This window comes from Chloroflexota bacterium (assembly GCA_013152435.1).
GTDB lineage: Bacteria > Chloroflexota > Anaerolineae > DUEN01 > DUEN01 > DUEN01.
This window is the reverse complement of sequence record JAADGJ010000121.1, coordinates 1-18,638: the sequence shown is the minus strand read 5'-3', so window position 1 is coordinate 18,638 and position 18,638 is coordinate 1. Positions and strand designations below refer to the sequence as shown.

Annotated in this window: 11 protein-coding genes; 6 read left to right on the top strand and 5 right to left on the bottom strand. The window is 65.8% G+C overall.

The features are described 5' to 3' along the window. The 4 genes from GXP39_17535 to GXP39_17520 all read left to right on the top strand — a co-directional run bounded on the left by GXP39_17535 (window position 1) and on the right by GXP39_17520 (window position 7,233). Window positions 1-1,482: a radical SAM protein gene (locus GXP39_17535; protein NOZ29833.1), complete on the top strand. Its 1,482-nt coding sequence runs from the start codon at window positions 1-3 to the stop codon at window positions 1,480-1,482. Window positions 1,483-1,709: 227 nt separating this feature from the next. Continuing rightward, window positions 1,710-3,416 (top strand): arginine--tRNA ligase, encoded by a 1,707-nt coding sequence (locus tag GXP39_17530; protein ID NOZ29832.1) that lies wholly within the window; start codon window positions 1,710-1,712, stop codon window positions 3,414-3,416. A gap of 38 nt (window positions 3,417-3,454) precedes the next feature. Next, window positions 3,455-5,551 (top strand): hypothetical protein, encoded by a 2,097-nt coding sequence (locus GXP39_17525; GenBank protein ID NOZ29831.1) that lies wholly within the window; start codon window positions 3,455-3,457, stop codon window positions 5,549-5,551. Next, complete coding sequence (locus GXP39_17520) at window positions 5,548-7,233, top strand: hypothetical protein (GenBank protein NOZ29830.1); 1,686 nt, start codon at window positions 5,548-5,550, stop codon at window positions 7,231-7,233. The genes GXP39_17525 and GXP39_17520 overlap by 4 nt, the downstream gene beginning before the upstream one ends. On the opposite strand, the gene GXP39_17515 is transcribed toward GXP39_17520, so the two are convergent. The 5 genes from GXP39_17515 to GXP39_17495 all read right to left on the bottom strand — a co-directional run bounded on the left by GXP39_17515 (window position 7,234) and on the right by GXP39_17495 (window position 12,924). Then, on the bottom strand, window positions 7,234-9,030 hold the full coding sequence (locus GXP39_17515) for a HAMP domain-containing histidine kinase (protein NOZ29829.1): 1,797 nt from the start codon (window positions 9,028-9,030) through the stop codon (window positions 7,234-7,236). 4 nt (window positions 9,031-9,034) lie between these two features. After that, window positions 9,035-9,715 carry a response regulator transcription factor gene (locus tag GXP39_17510; protein NOZ29828.1) on the bottom strand — a complete coding sequence of 227 codons (681 nt, stop codon included), beginning with the start codon at window positions 9,713-9,715 and terminating at the stop codon, window positions 9,035-9,037. A 132-nt stretch (window positions 9,716-9,847) separates the two neighbouring features. Continuing rightward, complete coding sequence (locus tag GXP39_17505) at window positions 9,848-10,861, bottom strand: hypothetical protein (protein NOZ29827.1); 1,014 nt, start codon at window positions 10,859-10,861, stop codon at window positions 9,848-9,850. Window positions 10,862-11,224: 363 nt separating this feature from the next. Beyond that, window positions 11,225-12,073, bottom strand: a complete 849-nt coding sequence (locus tag GXP39_17500) for a hypothetical protein (protein ID NOZ29826.1) — start codon at window positions 12,071-12,073, stop codon at window positions 11,225-11,227. A 17-nt stretch (window positions 12,074-12,090) separates the two neighbouring features. Beyond that, on the bottom strand, window positions 12,091-12,924 hold the full coding sequence (locus GXP39_17495; protein ID NOZ29825.1) for a DUF4111 domain-containing protein: 834 nt from the start codon (window positions 12,922-12,924) through the stop codon (window positions 12,091-12,093). A gap of 512 nt (window positions 12,925-13,436) precedes the next feature. Between GXP39_17495 and GXP39_17490 the strand changes: the two genes are divergently transcribed. Next, window positions 13,437-15,677 (top strand): DUF2029 domain-containing protein, encoded by a 2,241-nt coding sequence (locus tag GXP39_17490; protein ID NOZ29824.1) that lies wholly within the window; start codon window positions 13,437-13,439, stop codon window positions 15,675-15,677. 22 nt (window positions 15,678-15,699) lie between these two features. Then, the coding region (locus GXP39_17485) for a phospholipid carrier-dependent glycosyltransferase (GenBank protein ID NOZ29823.1) at window positions 15,700-18,638 on the top strand (2,939 nt) is incomplete at its 3' end.

Sequence of the window (18,638 nt, the reverse complement as noted above, 5' to 3'; positions counted from 1 at the left end):
ATGACGTGCTTAGATCCACCCATCGTACTGTATCCGACAACAGAGCAGTTGCATACATCAGACTGCGACTGCGCATGCGCGCTAGACCTTCCCTGCTATGCGCCGACAATGACGCCGGGCACCTGGCAGGCCGTCACCGATGCTCGGGAGATCATCTCGTCCCCCAGCCACCCCTATTGGCATGGGCTCTATAACCCTTTGGGGCCGATTCCCGTGGCCGTGCTCAATCAAACGGCCTGGGAACTCTGGCAGGAGTTCGCGTATCCCGTTCACGTGGAGTCTGCCCTCTCTCGCAACAGCGACGGCCGGCGATCTGCCATTATCAGGCTGGCACATACCGGTCTGATCAGATCGGTGAGCGAAACAAGTCGGCAAGCCCTTCCACAGAGAAGAACCCTCATCGCGTGGCTCCACGTCACCAACGCGTGTAATCTCCGCTGTTCATACTGCTACCTCGGCAAAACTCAGGAGCATATGCCCCGCGAAGTAGGGCTGCAAGCCTTGGAGGCTATATTCCGATCGGCCATACGACACGGCTACCAAAAGATACAGATCAAGTATGCCGGCGGCGAACCGCTCCTGCAATTTGGGCTCATCATGGCCTTGCATGAGCACGCTTGTCGTCTAGCCGACGCGACTTCCCTCGCTTTAGACGAAGTCATTCTCAGCAATGGCACTCTACTGGATGCCGCAAAAATCAAGGCGATCCAGGATCGCTCTATTCGGCTCATGATCTCCTTAGACGGCATCGAGGAACCACACGACATTCAGCGACCGTTTGCGGATGGAAGAGGGTCCTCTCGCCAGGTCATGCGTGCCATCGATCAATGTCTGCAACGGGGACTCGTACCAGAGATCTCCGTGACCCTCTCTGCCGAAAATGCCGCTGGACTTCCCAACACGGTCTCCTACCTTCTCGAGCGGGATCTCCCCTTCAGCTTAAACTTCTATCGAGAGAACGCCCACGCGAGCTCATCGGAAGGCCTACAGCTACGCCAGCAGATGACCATCCAAGCTATACAAGAGGCCCTCGGGGTCATCGAGAGAAACTTACCCTCGCGAAGCCTTCTCGGATCGTTCATCGATCGCTCCTCCTTCATGGCCCCTCATGGGCATACATGCAGCGTAGGCCTCGACTATCTGGTCATCGGACCTCACGGCGAGATCGCCAAGTGCCCGATGGAGCTTCATCACCCAATCACCCATACCTTGGTAGAGGATCCTCTGAAGACGATACGTCGAGACAAAAAAGGGGTTCAGAATCCCCATGTAGACGCCAAAGCAGGATGTCAAGACTGCGAATGGCGGTACTGGTGTGGAGGAGGATGTCCCCTCGTAGCCTATTACACCACTGGCCGTTACGATGTGAAATCGCCCTATTGCGAGATCTACAAAGCCATCTATCCCGAGGTATTGCGCTTAGAAGTCCTGCGGCTGATCCGGCAATATGATTCTTTTCTGCAAGAAAGAAGCGCATTGTAAGGGCTTCTGATCGCATCAAACCTGCTTCTCCCAATTACTTGGATACGATCGCTCTACCTCTGTCAAGCCGCACCCTTCATGATTACTCCCTGGACGAACAACTCCCTCCTCTCTATCAACCGCACGAGTTTGCCAGCAATGACCCGGTGAGGCATAATTGCCTCTGATCGGGCGATCGAGCCCGAATCCTGGCACGTGCTCGACACACTCGGGAGGACAAGGTAGCCTTGATTCGCGACGAAGTCCATGAGCTGATCCGTGAGGGCATTCGCCGGGCTCAGGAGGCCGGGGCGCTCCCCGCCTTCGAGCCGCCAGCGTTCGCCGTCGAACACCCCAAGCAGGCAGAACACGGTGACTACGCGACGAACATCGCGTTGCAATCCGCCCGGGCAGCCCGCATGGCCCCGCGCGCCATCGCCGAGGCCATCGCACAGCACCTCCCCCAGGCCGACTACGTCGGCAAGGTGGAGGTCGCCGGGCCGGGCTTCATCAACATCACCCTGGCACCGCAGTGGCTCGCCCAACAGGTGGAGACCATCCGGGCCGCCGGGGAGCGATGGGGCAGCCTGGACATGGGCACCGGCCAAAAGGCGCAGGTCGAGTTCGTCTCCGCCAATCCCACCGGGCCGCTCCACATCGGCCGCACGTGGGGGGCCGTGCTGGGCGATACCATCGCCAACCTGCTGGAGGCCGTGGGCTACGACGTCACCCGCGAGTACTACTTCAACAACGCCGGACGGCAGATGCGGATTCTGGGCCAGTCCGTGCGGGCCCGCTATCTGGAGCTGATCGGTCACCCCTCCGAGTTCCCCGAGGAGGGCTATCAGGGCGAGTACATCTGGGAGATCGCCCGCACCATCGTGCAGGAACAGGGCGATGCCTGGGCCGACGAGGACTGGCGCCCCTTCAAGGAGCGGGCCGAGGCATGGCTCTTCGAGGACATCCGGCGCACGCTGGAGCGCATGGGTATCCACTTCGACGTGTGGTTCAACGAGCACGACCTGTACGTCTCCAGCGCCATCATGAAGACGGTAGAGGCGCTGCGCGAGCGCGGCTACGCCTACGACAAGGATGGGGCCGTCTGGTTCAAGGCGACGGCGTTCGGCGCTGAGAAGGATCGCGTGCTGATCAAGTCGAATGGAGAGCCCACCTATCGCCTGCCCGATATCGCCTATCACATCAACAAGCTGGAACGTGGCTTCGACCGCATCGTCAACATCTTCGGCGCCGATCACAAGGACGAGTACCCCGACGTGATCGCCGGGGTGAGGGCGCTGGGCTATGACGCCGATCGCATCCAGGTGGTCATCCACCAGTTCATCAACCTGGTGCGAGCCGGGAAGCAGGTCCGCATGAGCACCCGCCGGGCTAATTACGTCACCCTGGACGACCTGCTGGACGCGGTGACCATCACCCACCCGGAGTCGGGCGTGACCATCCCGGGCAAGGATCCGGTGCGCTTCATGCTGCTCACCCGCTCGCCTGATAGCCCCATGAACTTCGACCTGGACTTGGTCACCCAGCAGACGCCCGAGAACCCCGTGTACTACGTCCAGTACGCCCATGCTCGCATTTGCTCCATCCTGCGGAAGGCAGAAGAGGAGGGCTGGCAGCCGTCGGGCCCCGACGGCTGGGAGACGGGCGACGTGTCGCTGCTGACCCATCCGGCCGAGCTGGCGCTGATCCGCAAGATGCTGGAGCTGCCCGAGGTGGTGGAGAGCGCTGTGGAGAAGCTGACGCCGCACCAGCTTTCGTTCTACGCCATGGACCTGGCATCCAACTTCCACGCCTTTTACCGGGACTGCCGTGTGCTCTCCTCCGATCCCAACGACGCGGCGCTCACCAAAGCCCGGCTGAAGCTGGTGGACGCCTCACGCATCACGCTGGCCCGGGTGTTGGGCCTGATGGGCATGACCGCGCCGGAGCGTATGTAGGGCCGACGAAGGACGACGGACGAAGGGCAAAGGACATCATGGAGGGCGCGTCACGGGGATCGCCACCTGCTCGTCACATCATCTCTCCCGTCCTTCGTCCACCGTCTGCCGTCCTTCACTATCCTTCCCTGTGGCTCTTCCTCGCCTCTCTGCTCGTTCGCACGCTGTGGATCGGCCGTCCCATCGTGGTGGACAGCGTGGAGTGGCTGCGTCGCGGCGCCCGGTTCCTGCTGGCGTTGCAAGCTCACGACTGGGCATCCACCTACGGCAGCGCACACCCGGGCGTCACCAACATGTGGCTGATCGCTATGGGATTGGTCGGCCACGCCGCCGTGCGAGGTCAGCCCCCAGCCGATCTGGCGCAGGCCATCCTTCTCCGCGACGTCTACCCGGCGCTGGGCTACTACATCGCAGCTCGCGTCCCCTTCGCGCTGATCACCTCCCTGTGCGCCGTGCTGATCTATCGATGGGCCGGGCGCGTCCACGGCCGGGCGGTCGCGCTGACGGCGGCGATCCTCCTGACCCTGGAGCCGTTCTGGATCGGGTATAACCGGGTCATCACCACCGACGCCCTGCAGGCCAACCTGATGATCCTCTCGCTGCTGACCTTCCTGCGCTACCTGCACGGCCACGGACGGCGATGGGCGGCGATCTCCGGCATCCTGGGCGGCCTGGCCATCGCGACCAAGCTGCCCGCGCTCGTTCTGTGGCCAACGCTAGCGGTTTGGGCCGCTCTGCGGGGGCCGAGAGAAAGCGCATCGCTGGGCGTGCGAGGGCGGTGGACGGCCGCAGCGGTCTGGGGGGGGCTGGCCGCCGCCATCCTGGTGCTCGTCTGGCCGGCACTGTGGGCAACCCCGGTGGAGACGGCCCAAAGGATCGTCCGGCAGATCACGGAGGTGGAGCTGGGACAGCGGCACCTCTACTTCATGGGACAGGTGGTGGACGCGCCCGGGCCGGCCTTCTACCCGCTGGCACTGCTCATCCGGACGTCCCCGGTGACGCTGCTGGCGGCGCTGGGGACGCTGGTCGTGCTGGCCATCCCGGGCCTCCGCAGACATCTGGCCCGACCCCGCCTGATCGTGCTCTGGCTCCTGTATATCGCGATCACGGTCGGCGGTCTGACGCTGGCCGAGACCAAGTTCGACCGCTACCTGATCCCCATCTACCCGGCGCTGGCGCTGATCGCAGGCGAGGGGTTGGACGCGATCCGACGGGCTACCCCCCGGCTCTCCCCTTCCTGGGGGATGGCAACGCTGGCCATCGTCCAGGCTCTCTTCTTCCTCTCCCGGTTCCCCGATCTGCAGGCGTTCTACAACCCGATGATCGGCGGGGCGCGCACGGCCCGCCATGTCCTGATGGTCGGCAACGGCGAGGGGCTGGATCGGATAGGTCAATGGCTATCCGAAATAGACGGAGCCTCCGAGCAGGTGGCCGCCTCGTGGTATCCATCCGTCCTGGCCCCCTATTTCTCCGGCCGCACCATCGAGCTCAACCAACAGCTCCCGGACGGCTTCTGGCCCTGGGCCTCCGCCCATCACGTGGTCTTCTACGCGAACCAGGTCCAGCGCACGTTGCCTAACCAACAGATCGTAGGCTACTTCCGGGACCAGACGCCCGAATTCGTCGTCCGGCTGGCGGGGATCGAGTACGCCTGGGCCTATCCGGGGCCCATGGTTCCCCCCGGCCCGCTTCCGCCCGATGTCCAGCCGCTGGACTACGTCTTCGAGGGACAGCTCCGCCTGATCGGCTGGGAGCCGCCGCCCGATTCCCTACCGCCGGAGCGGCGGGCTGGGCTGCGCCTGTACTGGGAGGTCCTATCCCCGCCCGTGCCCGATCTCAGCGTGTTCGTGGGCCTGTGGGATGAGCCGCAGGGACGCTACGTGGGACGCCACGACCGTCCGCCCACCGACGGGTTCCTGCCGCTCGATCGATGGCAGCCCGGGATGCGGGTGCGAGACGCACAGATCGTCCAGGCCTTCCCCGACGCGCCCGCCGGAACCTACCAGCTGGAGCTGGCGTTGTTCTCACCGAAGCTCGGACGCAACCTGGCGGTCACGTCCGGCGATGGCCGGACCCTGGGCGACCGCCTGCACTTGGGCCCGGTGACGATCACACAGACGGGAGATGCGAGATGAGCTCCCTGGAGCGTCGCGACGCATGGATCGCTCTGGCGCTCGCCCTGTTCGTCTTCCTCCTCCTCTTCATGACGGAGGGGACGGTAGCGGTGGGATGGGACGAGCCGATCTACGCCGAAAACGGAGAGCGCATCGTGCTCTGGCTGGGCACGTTCCTGCGCGGCCTGGCGCGAGCCGACCTGAGCGAGGCATTGGACCCCACCGCCATCGGGCTCAGCTTTGGGCTGAACAATGAGCACCCGCCGATCGCCAAGGCGATCAGCGGGCTGGGATGGGCGTTCACCCGGCGCTGGCTGCCGTTACCTACAGCGCATCGCGTCGGGCCGATGGCGATGGCGGCCGCGCTGGCGGCCTTGATCTACATCGCGGTGCGACAGGCGGGCGCGGGGCGGCCGGGCGCCATCCTGGGAGCGGCAGCGCTGATGGGCATGCCTCGCCTCTTCTTCCACGCCCACATCGCCGAGCTCGACCTCCCGGCCGCGGCCACGTGGTTCTTCGCCACCTGGGTCTTCTGGCGGCTGAGCGATCGCCGGGACGCCTGGGCCTGGCTGGGAAGCGGGCTGGCCTTCGGCCTGGCGCTGTCCACCAAGATCAGCAACGTGCTCATCCCCATCGGCCTGGGCCTGTGGGTGCTCGCCGATCGCCAGCGGCGAAAGCGATGGGATCTGTGGGGCCGGCTGGCGCTGATGCCCGTGCTGGGGCTGGCGACCGTCATCGCTCTGTTCCCCTGGCTCTGGACGGAGACCATCCCCAAGCTGATCCGGTGGGCGCGCTTCTTCACCGTCAGCCACTATGAGATCTATCAGTACTACCTGGGCAAGACGTATCTGGAGCTGCCGTGGCACTATCCCTATGTGATCGTGGCGGCGACGACCCCCATACTGCTGCTGGCCCTGACGGTTCTGGGGGCCACGCGCGCCTTCCGGCCGGGGCCGGGGCGCTCGGCGGCGACGTTGTGGCTGATCCACGCGGGGATAATGGTGGCCTGGTTCACGCGGCCGGGCAGCCGGGCCTTCGACAGCGACCGCCTGCTTATGCCCACATACGTCTTCCTGGCGCCGCTGGCCGGATTGGGGCTGGACGCGCTGCTGCGCTGGCTCCAATCGCATCACGCATCACGCATCACGCAATACGCAACACGCAATACGCAATACGCATCACGTGTTACGTACTGCGTATTGCGTAATCCCATCCTCCTCATCCTCATCGCCCTTGCCCCCAGCGCAGTCGCCATCGCTCAACTGCACCCGTTCGAGCTGGCCTACTACAGCGAGCTGGTCGGCGGCGTGCGGGGAGCGCACCGGCTGAAGCTGGAGACGATCTACTGGGCCACCACGTATCGGGCCGCGCTGCCGGAATTGAACGCCAGGGCCCAGCCGGGCGCCACCGTCTGGGTCATGCCCAACAGCTGGGATGTGCTCTACTATTATCAGAAGGCCGGGTTACTGCGGGACGATCTGGTGATGGTGCGACCGCCCGGGTGGGGGTCCTTCTACGACGACTCAGGGGTCAACTGGGTTGAGGGGAGCATCGAGGAGGCCGACTTCGCCATCATCGAATACCGGCAGACGACCTTCTTCGACTACGTCGTCGCCTATATGGAGCGCCATCAGCCGGTATGGACGCTGGACTACAAGGGGATCCCGCTGGTGAGCCTGTATCAGCGGCAGGGGGAGCGATGACTATCCACAGGACATCGCTCCCGACAACGCCGGCAGGCTAAAGCCGAACGTGCTCCCCTTCCCCAGGGTGCTCTCCACCCAGACCTCGCCGCCGTGCCGCTCGACGATCTCTCGCACGATGGCCAGGCCCAGGCCACGCCCGCCCGATCGCCGTGCACGCGCCCGATCGGTACGGTAGAAGCGCTCGAAGACGAAGGGGAGATCCTCGGGGGCGATGCCATCCCCGGTATCGGCGACGGTGATGCAGACGTAGGCCGATGCGTCCCCGGCGGGGGACGCGCCATCCCGAGTGGGGTTGGGCGTGGCGGCCGTCTCGCAGCGCAGCTCGACTCGACCGCCGGCGGGCGTGTAGTGGATCGCGTTGGAGATGAGGTTCCCCAGCACCTGGGCCAGACGGGACGGATCCACGTTCACCCGGGGCAGCGTGAACGACGGCGGCACGAAGTTCAGGGATATGCCCGCCGCCTGTGCCCGGGGCTGCCACCGCTGCATGGCATCCGAAAGCAACTGCACAGGATCGGTGGGCTCACGCTGTAGCCTCGTCTCTCCGGCCTCCATCTCCGCCAGCAGGGACAGGTCCTCGATCAGCTTGCGGAGGGCATCGATCTCCTTCTGCAACTGCTCACTGGCCTGCTCCGGCGTCTGAAGGCCATCCCGGATCGCCTCCACCTCCAGCTGAATCACGCTGAGGGGCGTATACAGCTCGTGCATGATGTCGTGCACCAGCCGGATGCGGAGATCCCGCTGCTGCTCGATGGCGTTCGCCATCCGGTTGAAGGCCTCGCTCATCTGGCCCAGCTCATCCTGTGTGTGCACCGGCAGGCGTCCCGGACAAGCGCCGGAAGCCAGCTTCTGAGCGGCCTGGGTCAGAGCGGTGACGGGCGCCGTCACGCGCCGGGCGACGAACAAACCGGCCACCAGGGCCAACAGGCCGGCCACCAGGCCGCTTATCACCAGCGACTTCATCACACCTTTCAGGAACGCCATCTGCTGGGTGCTGTAATAGCCGGAGCCGGCGGGGATCAGCACGAACCCGATGAAGTCCCCGTTCCTGGGATCGGCCAGGGAGACCCCCATCCTGGTGGCCGAGCCGGACAAGCGCTCCCCCACGCGCTTGCCAGTGCTGTCGAAAATCACCCCGCCGCGCTCATCGGTGATCAGGAAGTGGGCGCCCCCCCAAAGGGCGCTCAACAGCCACTCCACCTCCGTCTTGGAGAGCTCGGGATACTCCAGCCCGGAAGAGTCGCCTTCGGCCACCCCATAGCCGTCCTCATACACGTAACTATGGACGATCTCCGACACCCACTTCATCTCCAGCTCGGCCTGCTCCGAGCTGAGCCCGCCTGCCGCCACCACCTCCTCGATCGCCTTTCGCTCCGCCTCGACGATGGCCTCCACCACCTTGTCCGGGTCAACTCCCAAATCCGTGGCGATCTCGGCGATGCTGTTCTGATCCAGCCGATCCCACAACGTCTCCGGATCGATGCCCAACACCCCGGCAGCCACCTCGATCCAATCAACGGAGCTATCCCACGCAGGATAGAGGCCATCCAGCGCATCAAGGGAATCCGCCGGGGTGTTCAAAAGATCGGCCAGGCCCTCCCAGCCGCCGTGATAAGCGTAATAAGCCTCCAGGAAGGGAGCGAGCTCCTCCGCCGCCATCCTCCCTTCATCGGTCACAAAGACATCGAAGCGATTGAGAGTAAACCAGGCCGACAGCGCACCGGACAACAGAACCGTCAAGAGGATCAAAAGGCTGAAAGGAAGGATCAAGCGCCAGCGCAAGCTACGAAACATCGGCTCACTCCACAAACTTGTATCCGACGCCAAAGACGGTCACGATATAGCGCGGCTTGGCGGGGTCGCGCTCGATGCGTTGACGCAATCTGCGGATGTGAACATCGATCGTGCGCTCGAACCCCTTGTAATCTTCATCGAAGACGGCATCCAGCAGCTGCTGGCGGGTCATCACCTGCCCCGGATGGCTCATCAACGCCCTGAGCAAGTTAAACTGCGTGCGGCTCAACTCCACCCATCGGCCGGCCACCTTGCACGTGTGAGAGACCAGGTCCAGCTCGATCTCCCCACCGCGCAACACCTCCGGCCGACGGACGCCGCCGTGGATGCGACGCAACACCGCCCGCACCCGTGCGACCAGCTCGCCGGGACTGAAGGGCTTGACCACGTAATCGTCGGCGCCCAACTCCAGCCCCAGGATGCGATCCATCTCCCCTCCACGAGCCGTGAGGATAATGATGGGCACATCCGACTCCCGGCGCAACGCCCGGCAGATCTCCGTGCCATCCAGGCCGGGCAACATCAAGTCCAGGATGACGAGATCGGGTCGTTCGGAGCGAGCCAGGGCCAGACCCTCTTGCCCATCGTACGCCTGCAAGACCCGGAATCCGGCCTGCTCCAGGTACGCACGCACCCAGTGTGCGATTCGCCTCTCATCTTCTATCACGAGGATAAGCTGGCTCACGATGTCTCACACGCTCCCCAACGGCTATCCGATGCAAAGGTCCACCCTTCCGATGCGGATAGACGGCGGGCCTTCCACGGACACACGCCCGGGAAGGGCCCGCCTCTGAAGCGAGATGGCCCACAAGCGCACTCAGGCGCTCAGCGGAACGACGACCGCAGCCTCAGCACCCAGGCGCTCATTGACGAATTCCTCAGCCCACATCCTGACATCCGCCATCCATTCCGCGGCCTCCTCCAGCGTCATGGAGCCATCCGCCACCAGCCCGTCCACCCAGGCCTGTTCCGCCGCGACGATGGCGTCCACGATGCTCTGAGGCTCAAGTCCCCGGCTGCGGGCCACGTCCGCGATGCTCTTACCCGAATCCAGCATCTCGAGCAGCTCATCCTCGCCGAGGCCCAGCTTCTCAGCAGCGATGGAGATCCAATCTACGCCGGATTCCTCCCATGGCTCGTTCACAAACTCGACGGCGAACTCTCGAATCTCCGCGATCCACTCCTCCGCCTCTTCCGCCGTGAGGGAGCCATCCGCCACCAGATCGTCGATCCAGGCCCGCTCCGCCGCGACGATGGCGTCCACGAGGGCCTCGGGATCCATCCCCCGATCGCGAGCCACATCGGCGAGGCTCCGACCATCCGCCAACGCCTCGCACAGCTCATCCTCGCTCAGGCCCAGCACCTCTTCGACGATGGCGAACCAATCCACCTCCTCGGGCTCGATGACCTCGATCCCCTCCTCGTAAACGAACTCCACGGCGAACTGCCGGATTTCCTCCTTGAGCGCAGCCGCCTCTTCCTCGATCAGTTCCCCTCTGGCCACCAGCTCATCGATCCAGACCGACTCCGCCGCGACGATGGCGTCCACGAGGGCTTCGGGATCGACGCCCTTGCTCCGGGCCACATCGGCGATGCTCTGACCGTCGGCCAGGGCATCGAACAGCTCATCCTCGCTGATGCCCAGCCTCTCCACGATGATCGCGATCCAGTCCACCCCCTCGGGCTCATCGGAGTCCACCTGCCCGGCCGGCTGCTCATCCACGGGGGCCTGCGCCCATGCCACAGAAGGCGACAGCACGATGAGCATGCCGATCACAACCAACGCGATCACCCAGCGAAGCCCCAAGAAAGCCGTTTCCTTCCTCATCATTCGCCACTCCTGTTCAGACTGCCTTTCGAAATCTCGGTCGGGTCCCCGGACCTCCACGCCATGAACGAATCGTTCACGCCGGTCCCAGCATAGCAAAGAGTTGTTGCAAACTTGTGACAGTCTGATGGCAGAGTGGCGACTCCTTCGCCCGAGGAGCCTCGGATAGGACACGGCAACGCCATGTCCACCACAGGCAACGTCCCGCTACCAGGATTCTAGCCACGCGAGACGCCTCAGACAATCGTATAGGTGTCCTACTACCCAGGCGGCGTGGGAGCCGTCGCTACCCCTGGCCCGCATTCCCGAACCCGAGAGGGATCCGGGCCGGGATCGGGCAAGAGGCTGTGGGGGCCCTCCGGAGCGTTACCCGGCAGACGGCTGATCGCCCGCACCGATCAGCTCATCCCAGAAGCCAGAGGCCGCCTCCACGATCTCCAGCCCCACTCTTCCCTCGAACTCCATCACGGACACCTCCCCCGACCAGAGCTCCCCCACGGGGGCCACTGTCCTGGCGGCCAGTTCCTCATACAGCCGAAACTTCCGCCCTCGATCCGGCTCCGCGATGAACACTCGCAGCAATTCCAGGTACTCGGGGTCATGGGCCATCAGGTAGCGAATCGCCCACTTGTCCCCCTCCCAGCGCAATCCCCGGATCGCAAAGTAGCCGAAGAGCAGGTCCAACGGCCCGTACAGGGCCATTCGCACGTCTGCGGCCACGAGGTAAACGGGGTCCTCCGATCGCAGCATCCGGCCCGTTTGCACGAGGTTGTAGTTCACCCGGAACCATGGCCCATAGGCATCGGCCACGTCCAACGGCACCAGCCAATCCCCGTGCCTCACCTTTCGCTGGGCCTGGGCCAGTCGGCCGGTGCGATCCCAAACGATGCGGCCATCCTGAAGCCAACGGACGATCCTGCCCAGCCACGCGTCTCCATCCACGGGCGCATCGAGCGCCAGAACCTGCTCGATCTGCTCCCCGCGCAAGAAGATGAGATCGGTTAGCCGATGATCGATATAGGTCACTCCAACGTGGAGGGACAGCGGGTTCTCCGACAACACCACGATCAGGTCGTAATCGCTGGCGGGCGTCAACGCATCCCGCCGGGTCGATCCGATGACGAGCACCCCGGACACCCTCTCGTTCCGGGCGAGCCGGTCCACGACCTCCGCGAGCGTCATCCGGCTGCTGGCGGACGGGACGAATCGAAACATGGGAAACCCTCCAATGGTCAGGTATGATCCTGCGGAGGCGAGAGGTCCTCTGCCCCGCCAGAGGATGCCGCGAGCCGGCGGCTGCGCTCCAGGGTGTGGTGTATGAAGGCCAGCGTCTCCCGCATCGCATCCGGCTGCGGGCCGCGAGGCCACGCCAGAGCCCGCTCGATGAGCGTTTTCCACCGCCCGTCGAGCGTCCTCTGCGCCCATCGCGCCGCGACCGACTTCGGGGCGACGTCGCCGTGCTGAAGCGTGTAGAGGGAGCGGCACATGGTGAGGACCGCGTAGGCCTGATATTCACGGCTGCGCAACAGGGTGGGATCGCGCAGCATCGGCGCCCACCACTCATGCAGTATCCCCAGTGCGGCTCGTCGCAGCTCATCCGGCCGGACCGGATCGATCAGATCTCGCGGGGAGGGCCCCGCCACCACGATCCCCCTCTCTCGGAGGATGTGGCGCTGGATCACCCAATCGCTTCCGTGCCCATCCACGCCGAAGCTCCCGTCCACGCGCAGAGCGGGATGCCGCGCACGCGCGGGATCGTAACGGCGGAGCGCGTCCCGTGGGATGTACGAGCCCTCCAGTTTCTTCGCCCACCTCATCCCGCTGGCGGCGAGGCGGGCATGCATCGCCTCCAGAGCCGGGAGCATCTCGTCCGGGAGTTCGCCATCGGTAACGACGACGAAATCCACATCGCTCCGCAGGGGATCGAAATCCCCGATCGCGAGGGAGCCATGCACGTACAAGCCGACGAAGCGCTCCCCGAGCACCTCCCGCACGCCTGCGAGCAACGCGCGCAGCACGAGATCCACGTCGGGGTAAGAGGTGAGGTCAGCCGCACGGACCATCATCGGAATCCTTTCCCTGCCTTTCTCCGCATCTCACGTTTCCCTGTGATGCCACCAGCGATTGACGAATTGACTAGACGGGATCTTTCCGTAGAATACCCCCAAGCGATCCACGGCCCGGGGAGAAGGCTGAGAGAGACGGGTGCAAGCTGGAAAGTCGGGTTTCTGTGGAGGGGATCTTCTCAGGCAAAAGGGAGGACGATGGAACATCCCATCGCCAACATCCCGGTATCCGGCTCAATATATTTTGTCCGATTGTAACCGCAGCGTCTACTCGGAGCAAACACGGACGGGAAAGGGCAGCGTATCTTTTTCGGTGGAAATACAGCGGGGAGCCCTGAGGGCGGAATCTCCCATTTTGGATACGCTACCCGGAAAAGGAACATCCAGCCAGCGCCTTCCAGGATGTGATCCATGATCCGCATCGGCATCGCACCGCGTGGTCCCCGAGCCACGCACAGAGCACCGGCCATGCCATCACATCCCATGCGCATCCCGAGAGATCTGTGATCGCCATGAGACCCACACCGGACACGACTGATCGCGACAGCCACGGATGGTCCCCTCGGGCTGTGCTGGCGCGCCTCCGGTCCCTGATCGGCGCGCGGGAAGCCTCCACCGCCGAGCCCTCGCACAAGGCATCCGGAGATACCGCTCTCGCGGCGGCCGCCCCCCACCGGCGAGAGGAGGGCCGGCTCCCCGAGTTCATGCTCTTGCTGGTGCTGTTCATCACCTTCCGGCTGTTCGCGGGGCTCCTGTACCGACCGGGCGGGTACGTGCGCGACTACTCCGACTTCATCTTCTACCTGGGTGGCGCCAGCCAGATCGACTACGGCACCCTCCCCTTCCGGGACTACTGGTCGGAATACCCACCGCCGTTCCCCTGGATCACCGTTGCGCTATATAAATGGACGCGCCCCATCCCCCTATGGGAGGACGCCCGGCTGTGGTTCAACGCCGCGCTGGTGCTCTTCCTCCTCCTCTGGGAGGCGCTCAGCCTCATCGCGCTGTACGGCATCGCCCGACGCGCCTGGGGCCGAGAGCGGGCGCTGCGGACGGCCTGGCTATACGCCGGACTCTTCACGCCCGTTTACACGCTCACCAGCGCCTTCGACGCGTTCCCATTGGCCTTCATGCTCCTGGGGCTGTGGGCCGTGCTAGCCGCGCGCCCCATCTGGGCCGGGCTGGCCATCGGCACCGGAACGGCCATCAAGCTGTTCCCCGTCGTCATGATGGGGCCGGCCGTGCGCGCCCTGCGCGGCCCCCGGCGATGGGCCGCGCTCATCCTCTCCGCCCTGCTCGTCGTGCTCCTCGTCGCCGCCTTCGCATACAGCCTGAGCCCGGCCTACTTCACCGCCTTCGCCCGCAGCCTGGTCGCCCGCTCCGGCTGGTCCACCGTATGGGCCCTGCTGGACGGCTTCGATCACATCGGCGCCATCGTCGGCGACCGATCCGATCCGTCCGCCGACGTCTCGCTATACGAATCCCGCCTCCCCTGGCCCATCATCACGGCGATCTTCGGCCTGATCTATCTGGCCGTCTGGACGCGTCGCTGGAACGATCGCACGCCACAACGCACCGTGGCCGTGGCAGGCTTCACCACCTCCCTGCTCTTCCTGTACTTCAAGGCGTGGAATCCTCAGTACCTGGTCTACCTGCTGCCCTTTATCGTCCTGCTGCTGCCCAACCTGCGCGGCCTGGCCTATGCCATCCTGCTGGCCGCGCTCAGCGCCGTGGAACACCCGATCCTGGCCGGCATGCTGACGGAGGCCCCCTGGCTGCTGGGCGCGGTGGCGATCGCCCGGGCGGTCCTGATGCTGGCGCTGACCATCGAGATGGGCGCGATGGTCGTGCGCCCCAACCTGGCGCCGCCCCGCTGGTGGCCGCGGGTCGCATGGGCGGCCATGGCGCTCGTCGTGATCGGCGGGCTGCTACTGATACCGCCCGCTCGGGAGGCCTACCGATCCTCCCGGCTGCTGAAGGATCGCTACGGGCCGGCGGCGATCTTCCTCCGCACCCAGGCCCGGGCCGAGCCGATCACGCTCGTCCTCACCGACCAGATGGCATTTCGCCACCTGTACCCCTTCCTTCACGATCGGGCAAACCTGGTGCTGATCGCGGGGCCGCGACGAGAGGAGCGGCTGGCCTCGCTGGCCCGATCGGAGGCGCCGCTGTGGATCTGGGTGGGCGACGATGAGGGAACGGATGCCGTCAGGCAACTGATCGACGGCCGGCCGGTCATCCGGTGGGCCATGCCCGGCGGCGCGCTCTACCGGACCGGGATGAATGCCGAATGGGCGCTCGCAGGGATGGGCACGCTCGACGGCCGCTTCCGCCTGGTTGGCGCCCACGTGGACCCGCCGCTGGCCATGCCCGGACAGAAGATCACCCTGATGTTGTATTGGGCTCGGGTGGGGGCAGCCGAGGGGAACTACACCGTGTTCACGCACCTGCTCACGCCGGAGGGCACGCTGGCAGCCGGACAGGACAACCCGCCCGTGAACGGGACCATGCCCACCGACACCTGGCCGGAGCAGACGCTCATCGTCGACCGCTACCGGCTGCGCGTCCCGTGGGATGCACGGGCGGGTGACTATCCCATCGAGGTGGGCATGTACGATCCGGCCACAGGCGTGCGGCTTACGGCGACGGACGCCGCCGGTCGGCCAGCCGGCGATCGCATCCTGTTGCCACAGCGTCTGCGCGTGCTGCCCCGGCTGTGGCGAGCCTGGCGAGACAGGGCACGAAACGGGTGACGCCGTCCGGAGCAAGGGCACCATGAGCCGACCCCGCCATCCCACGTTGTGGCTGTTCCTACTCGCCATCCTCCTGCGCCTCCTGGCCATCGGCCACCCGATCGAGGTGGACAGCTTCCACTGGCTGCGCGAGGGGGCCGACTTCCTGCGCAGCCTGCTCACCGGGGATCTCCCGGCCACCTACGGCGGCGCCCATCCGGGCGTCCTCAGCATGTGGCTGATCGGCGGCGGGCTGGCCCTGGAGCACGCCTTTCTGCAAGCGCGGGGGCAAACGGACCAGGCGCTGGTGCCCTGGTTGAACGAGCTCCTGGGCGTCCCCTATCCCGGGCTGTCCCACTACATATGGGCCCGGATCGTCCTGGCCCCGATCACCGCCGGGCTGCTGGCCGCCATCTACCGGCTGGGAGCTCGCGCCCTCGACCGCCGAGTCGCCGCACTGGCGGCCGCCCTCCTGCTCTTCGAGCCCTACTACCTGGCCCACGCCCGGGTCATCGTCCCCGATGCGCTGGCGGCCAGCTTCGTTCTGCTGGCGATGCTGGCCATGCTGGTCCACCTGCGAGGCCGTGGCGGCGAGCGCTACGTGGCGCTGTCCGGCGTCTGTCTGGGGTTGGCCGTGATGAGCAAGCTGCCGACCCTCGTCGCCGGCCCGCTTCTGGTGCTGTGGCTGATCGCCCATGAGATCACGGCGCCCTGGGCCGAGCGCCGGGGCGTCGGTGGCCTCCTGAGAGCGAATCTGCTGCTCGCCGGAGCCACGCTCATCACGGCGTGGGCCGTCTGGCCTGCGCTGTGGACCGATCCCATCCCCACGCTGGCCCGCTGGTGGCCCGATCTGACCGGACGAGAGCTGGGCTCCCGTCTATCCTTCTTCCTGGGAGAGCGCACCTTCGATCCGGGGCCGCTCTTCTATCCCGTCGTGCTCCTGTTTCGAGCCTCGCCGATCACCCTCCTGGGCACGCTGATCGCGCTGGGGATCGGCCTCGCCCGACGCGGACGGGACATCGGGCACGGCCGGCCCGCCCTGGCGTTGGCCACCTTTGTGATCACCCTCGTGCTCGCCCTCTCCCTGGACGCCACCAAGATCGATCGCTACCTGCTGCCCGCGCTGCCTCCGCTGGCCTTCATCGCCGCGCGGGGATGGGTCGACCTCTCGGAAGCGTTGGCGAACACGCGCACGAGGATGCGATGGGGCCACTGGGCCCTCCCGGCCCTAGTCATCGTCCAGGCGGCGCTGGCCCTGGCCTTCTACCCCGACTACTTCAGCTACTACAATCCCCTGCTGGGCGGCCCTCGCGTCGCGCAACGCGTGCTGCCCATCGGCGTGGGCGAGGGGCTGGACATCGCCGCCCAACGGCTGGCCTCCCTGCCCGACGCGGCCGAGCTGACCGTCGCCGCCTGGTATCCGGGAAGCTTCGCCCCCCACTTCCCTGGCCACACGGTGAAGCTGGCCGACAGGGACGCTGATGGCATCTGGAACTGGGCCCGGTCCCACTTCATCGCCAGTTATGTCAATCAATGGCAGCGCCAGCCCAATCAGGAGATCCTGGCCTACTTCAACGGCCAGCCCGCATACGATGTGGTGTGGATGCACGGCGTGGCTTACGTCCCCATCTTCCCGGGACCGATGGCTCGACCGGCCGACGTGGCCCGCCTGAGCCAATCGCCGATGGAGTTCGGTGGGATCGTGCGGCTGCGCGGCGTGGAGCTCAGTGCTCCGGAGGTCACGGCCGGGAGCGAGGCGGTCGTCACCCTCTACTGGGAGCCCCTGGCCCCCTTCGACGCAGAGGACTTCCTGGTCGCGTCGATCGTGAGGGACGAGGAGGGGCTGGAGTGGAGCCGCAGCCATGGGGCCCCGGTGGGCGGATTCCTGCCGCTAAGCGCCTGGCGGCCGGGCATGTTGATCCGAGACGTGCAGCGCGTCCGGATACCAGCGGGCACGCCGCCGGGGTCATACCGGCTTCTGATAGGGTGGTACAGCCCGAGCACCCGGCGCACGCTGGAGGCACATCGCACGGATGGGACGCCCGTAGGGGACGTGGCCGCCATCGCCTCGCTTCGGGTGACGCCCGGCCCCGTCGGAATGCCGCCGGATGATCTCCCCACCACCCCAGCAGACGTCACATGGGATGCCATCCGACTGGAGGGGTGGCATCTGACGGAGGGGAGCTACCCGGAAGGGGGAACCCTGCCTCTGGCGTTGTACTGGCGAGCCACCCGGGACGCGCCCGATCCGATCCGCCTCCGCCTGCGCCTGGAGGCCGGAGATGGGCGATCGTGGCAGCGCTCCGGCAAGCACGAGATCAGCCCTCGCTACCCGCCAGGGCGGTGGCGGGCCGGGGAGTTGGTGTTGGAGCGGTGGGGAGCGCTGTTGCCGGCGGGTCCCCCGGATGGGACGTACGCCGTGATCCTGGAAGCGGAGGACCTCGTGGGTCGCCCGCTGGGCCGGGTGACGCTGGGACACGTTGAGATAGCCGGGCGGCCGCACACGTTCACGTCCCCGGCGCCGCGACACGCGGTGAACGCCCGACTCGGTGAGCATATCCGGCTACTGGGATACGACCTCGATCCCGACCCGCCACAGCCGGGGAAGCCGTTGCGGGTGACGCTGTACTGGCAGGCAGATGGGGAGATCGACACGTCCTACACGGTCTTCGTGCACGCCCTGGGGCCGGATGGGGACATCGTGGCCCAGATCGATCGGATGCCGATCGATGGGCGGGCGCCCACCACGAGCTGGCTTCCCGGCGAGGTGATCACAGATGAGTACACGATCGTCGCGCCGGCCTCGTCCGGCCCGGTGCACATGCTGGCCGTGGGGTTGTACGAGCCGCGCACCGGCCGGCGGCTGCCCGTCGTGGTGGACGGTGCCCCCCGCCCCGACGGACGTGTGCTGCTTCCGCTGGGGATGGGGAATTTATCTGCCGCCACCTACCTGTGGGCAGGGGCGATTCATGAATCGCCCCT

Bases quoted from the DNA above. Each gene is read 5' to 3' on its own strand.
- GXP39_17520 (NOZ29830.1), top strand. From the start codon at position 5,548: ATGAGCTCCCTGGAGCGTCGCGACGCATGGATCGCTCTGGCGCTCGCC.
- GXP39_17490 (NOZ29824.1), top strand. From the start codon at position 13,437: ATGAGACCCACACCGGACACGACTGATCGCGACAGCCACGGATGGTCC.
- GXP39_17495 (NOZ29825.1), bottom strand. From the start codon at position 12,924: ATGATGGTCCGTGCGGCTGACCTCACCTCTTACCCCGACGTGGATCTC.
- GXP39_17505 (NOZ29827.1), bottom strand. From the start codon at position 10,861: ATGATGAGGAAGGAAACGGCTTTCTTGGGGCTTCGCTGGGTGATCGCG.
- GXP39_17535 (NOZ29833.1), top strand. From the start codon at position 1: ATGACGTGCTTAGATCCACCCATCGTACTGTATCCGACAACAGAGCAG.
- GXP39_17500 (NOZ29826.1), bottom strand. From the start codon at position 12,073: ATGTTTCGATTCGTCCCGTCCGCCAGCAGCCGGATGACGCTCGCGGAG.
- GXP39_17515 (NOZ29829.1), bottom strand. From the start codon at position 9,030: ATGTTTCGTAGCTTGCGCTGGCGCTTGATCCTTCCTTTCAGCCTTTTG.
- GXP39_17525 (NOZ29831.1), top strand. From the start codon at position 3,455: ATGGAGGGCGCGTCACGGGGATCGCCACCTGCTCGTCACATCATCTCT.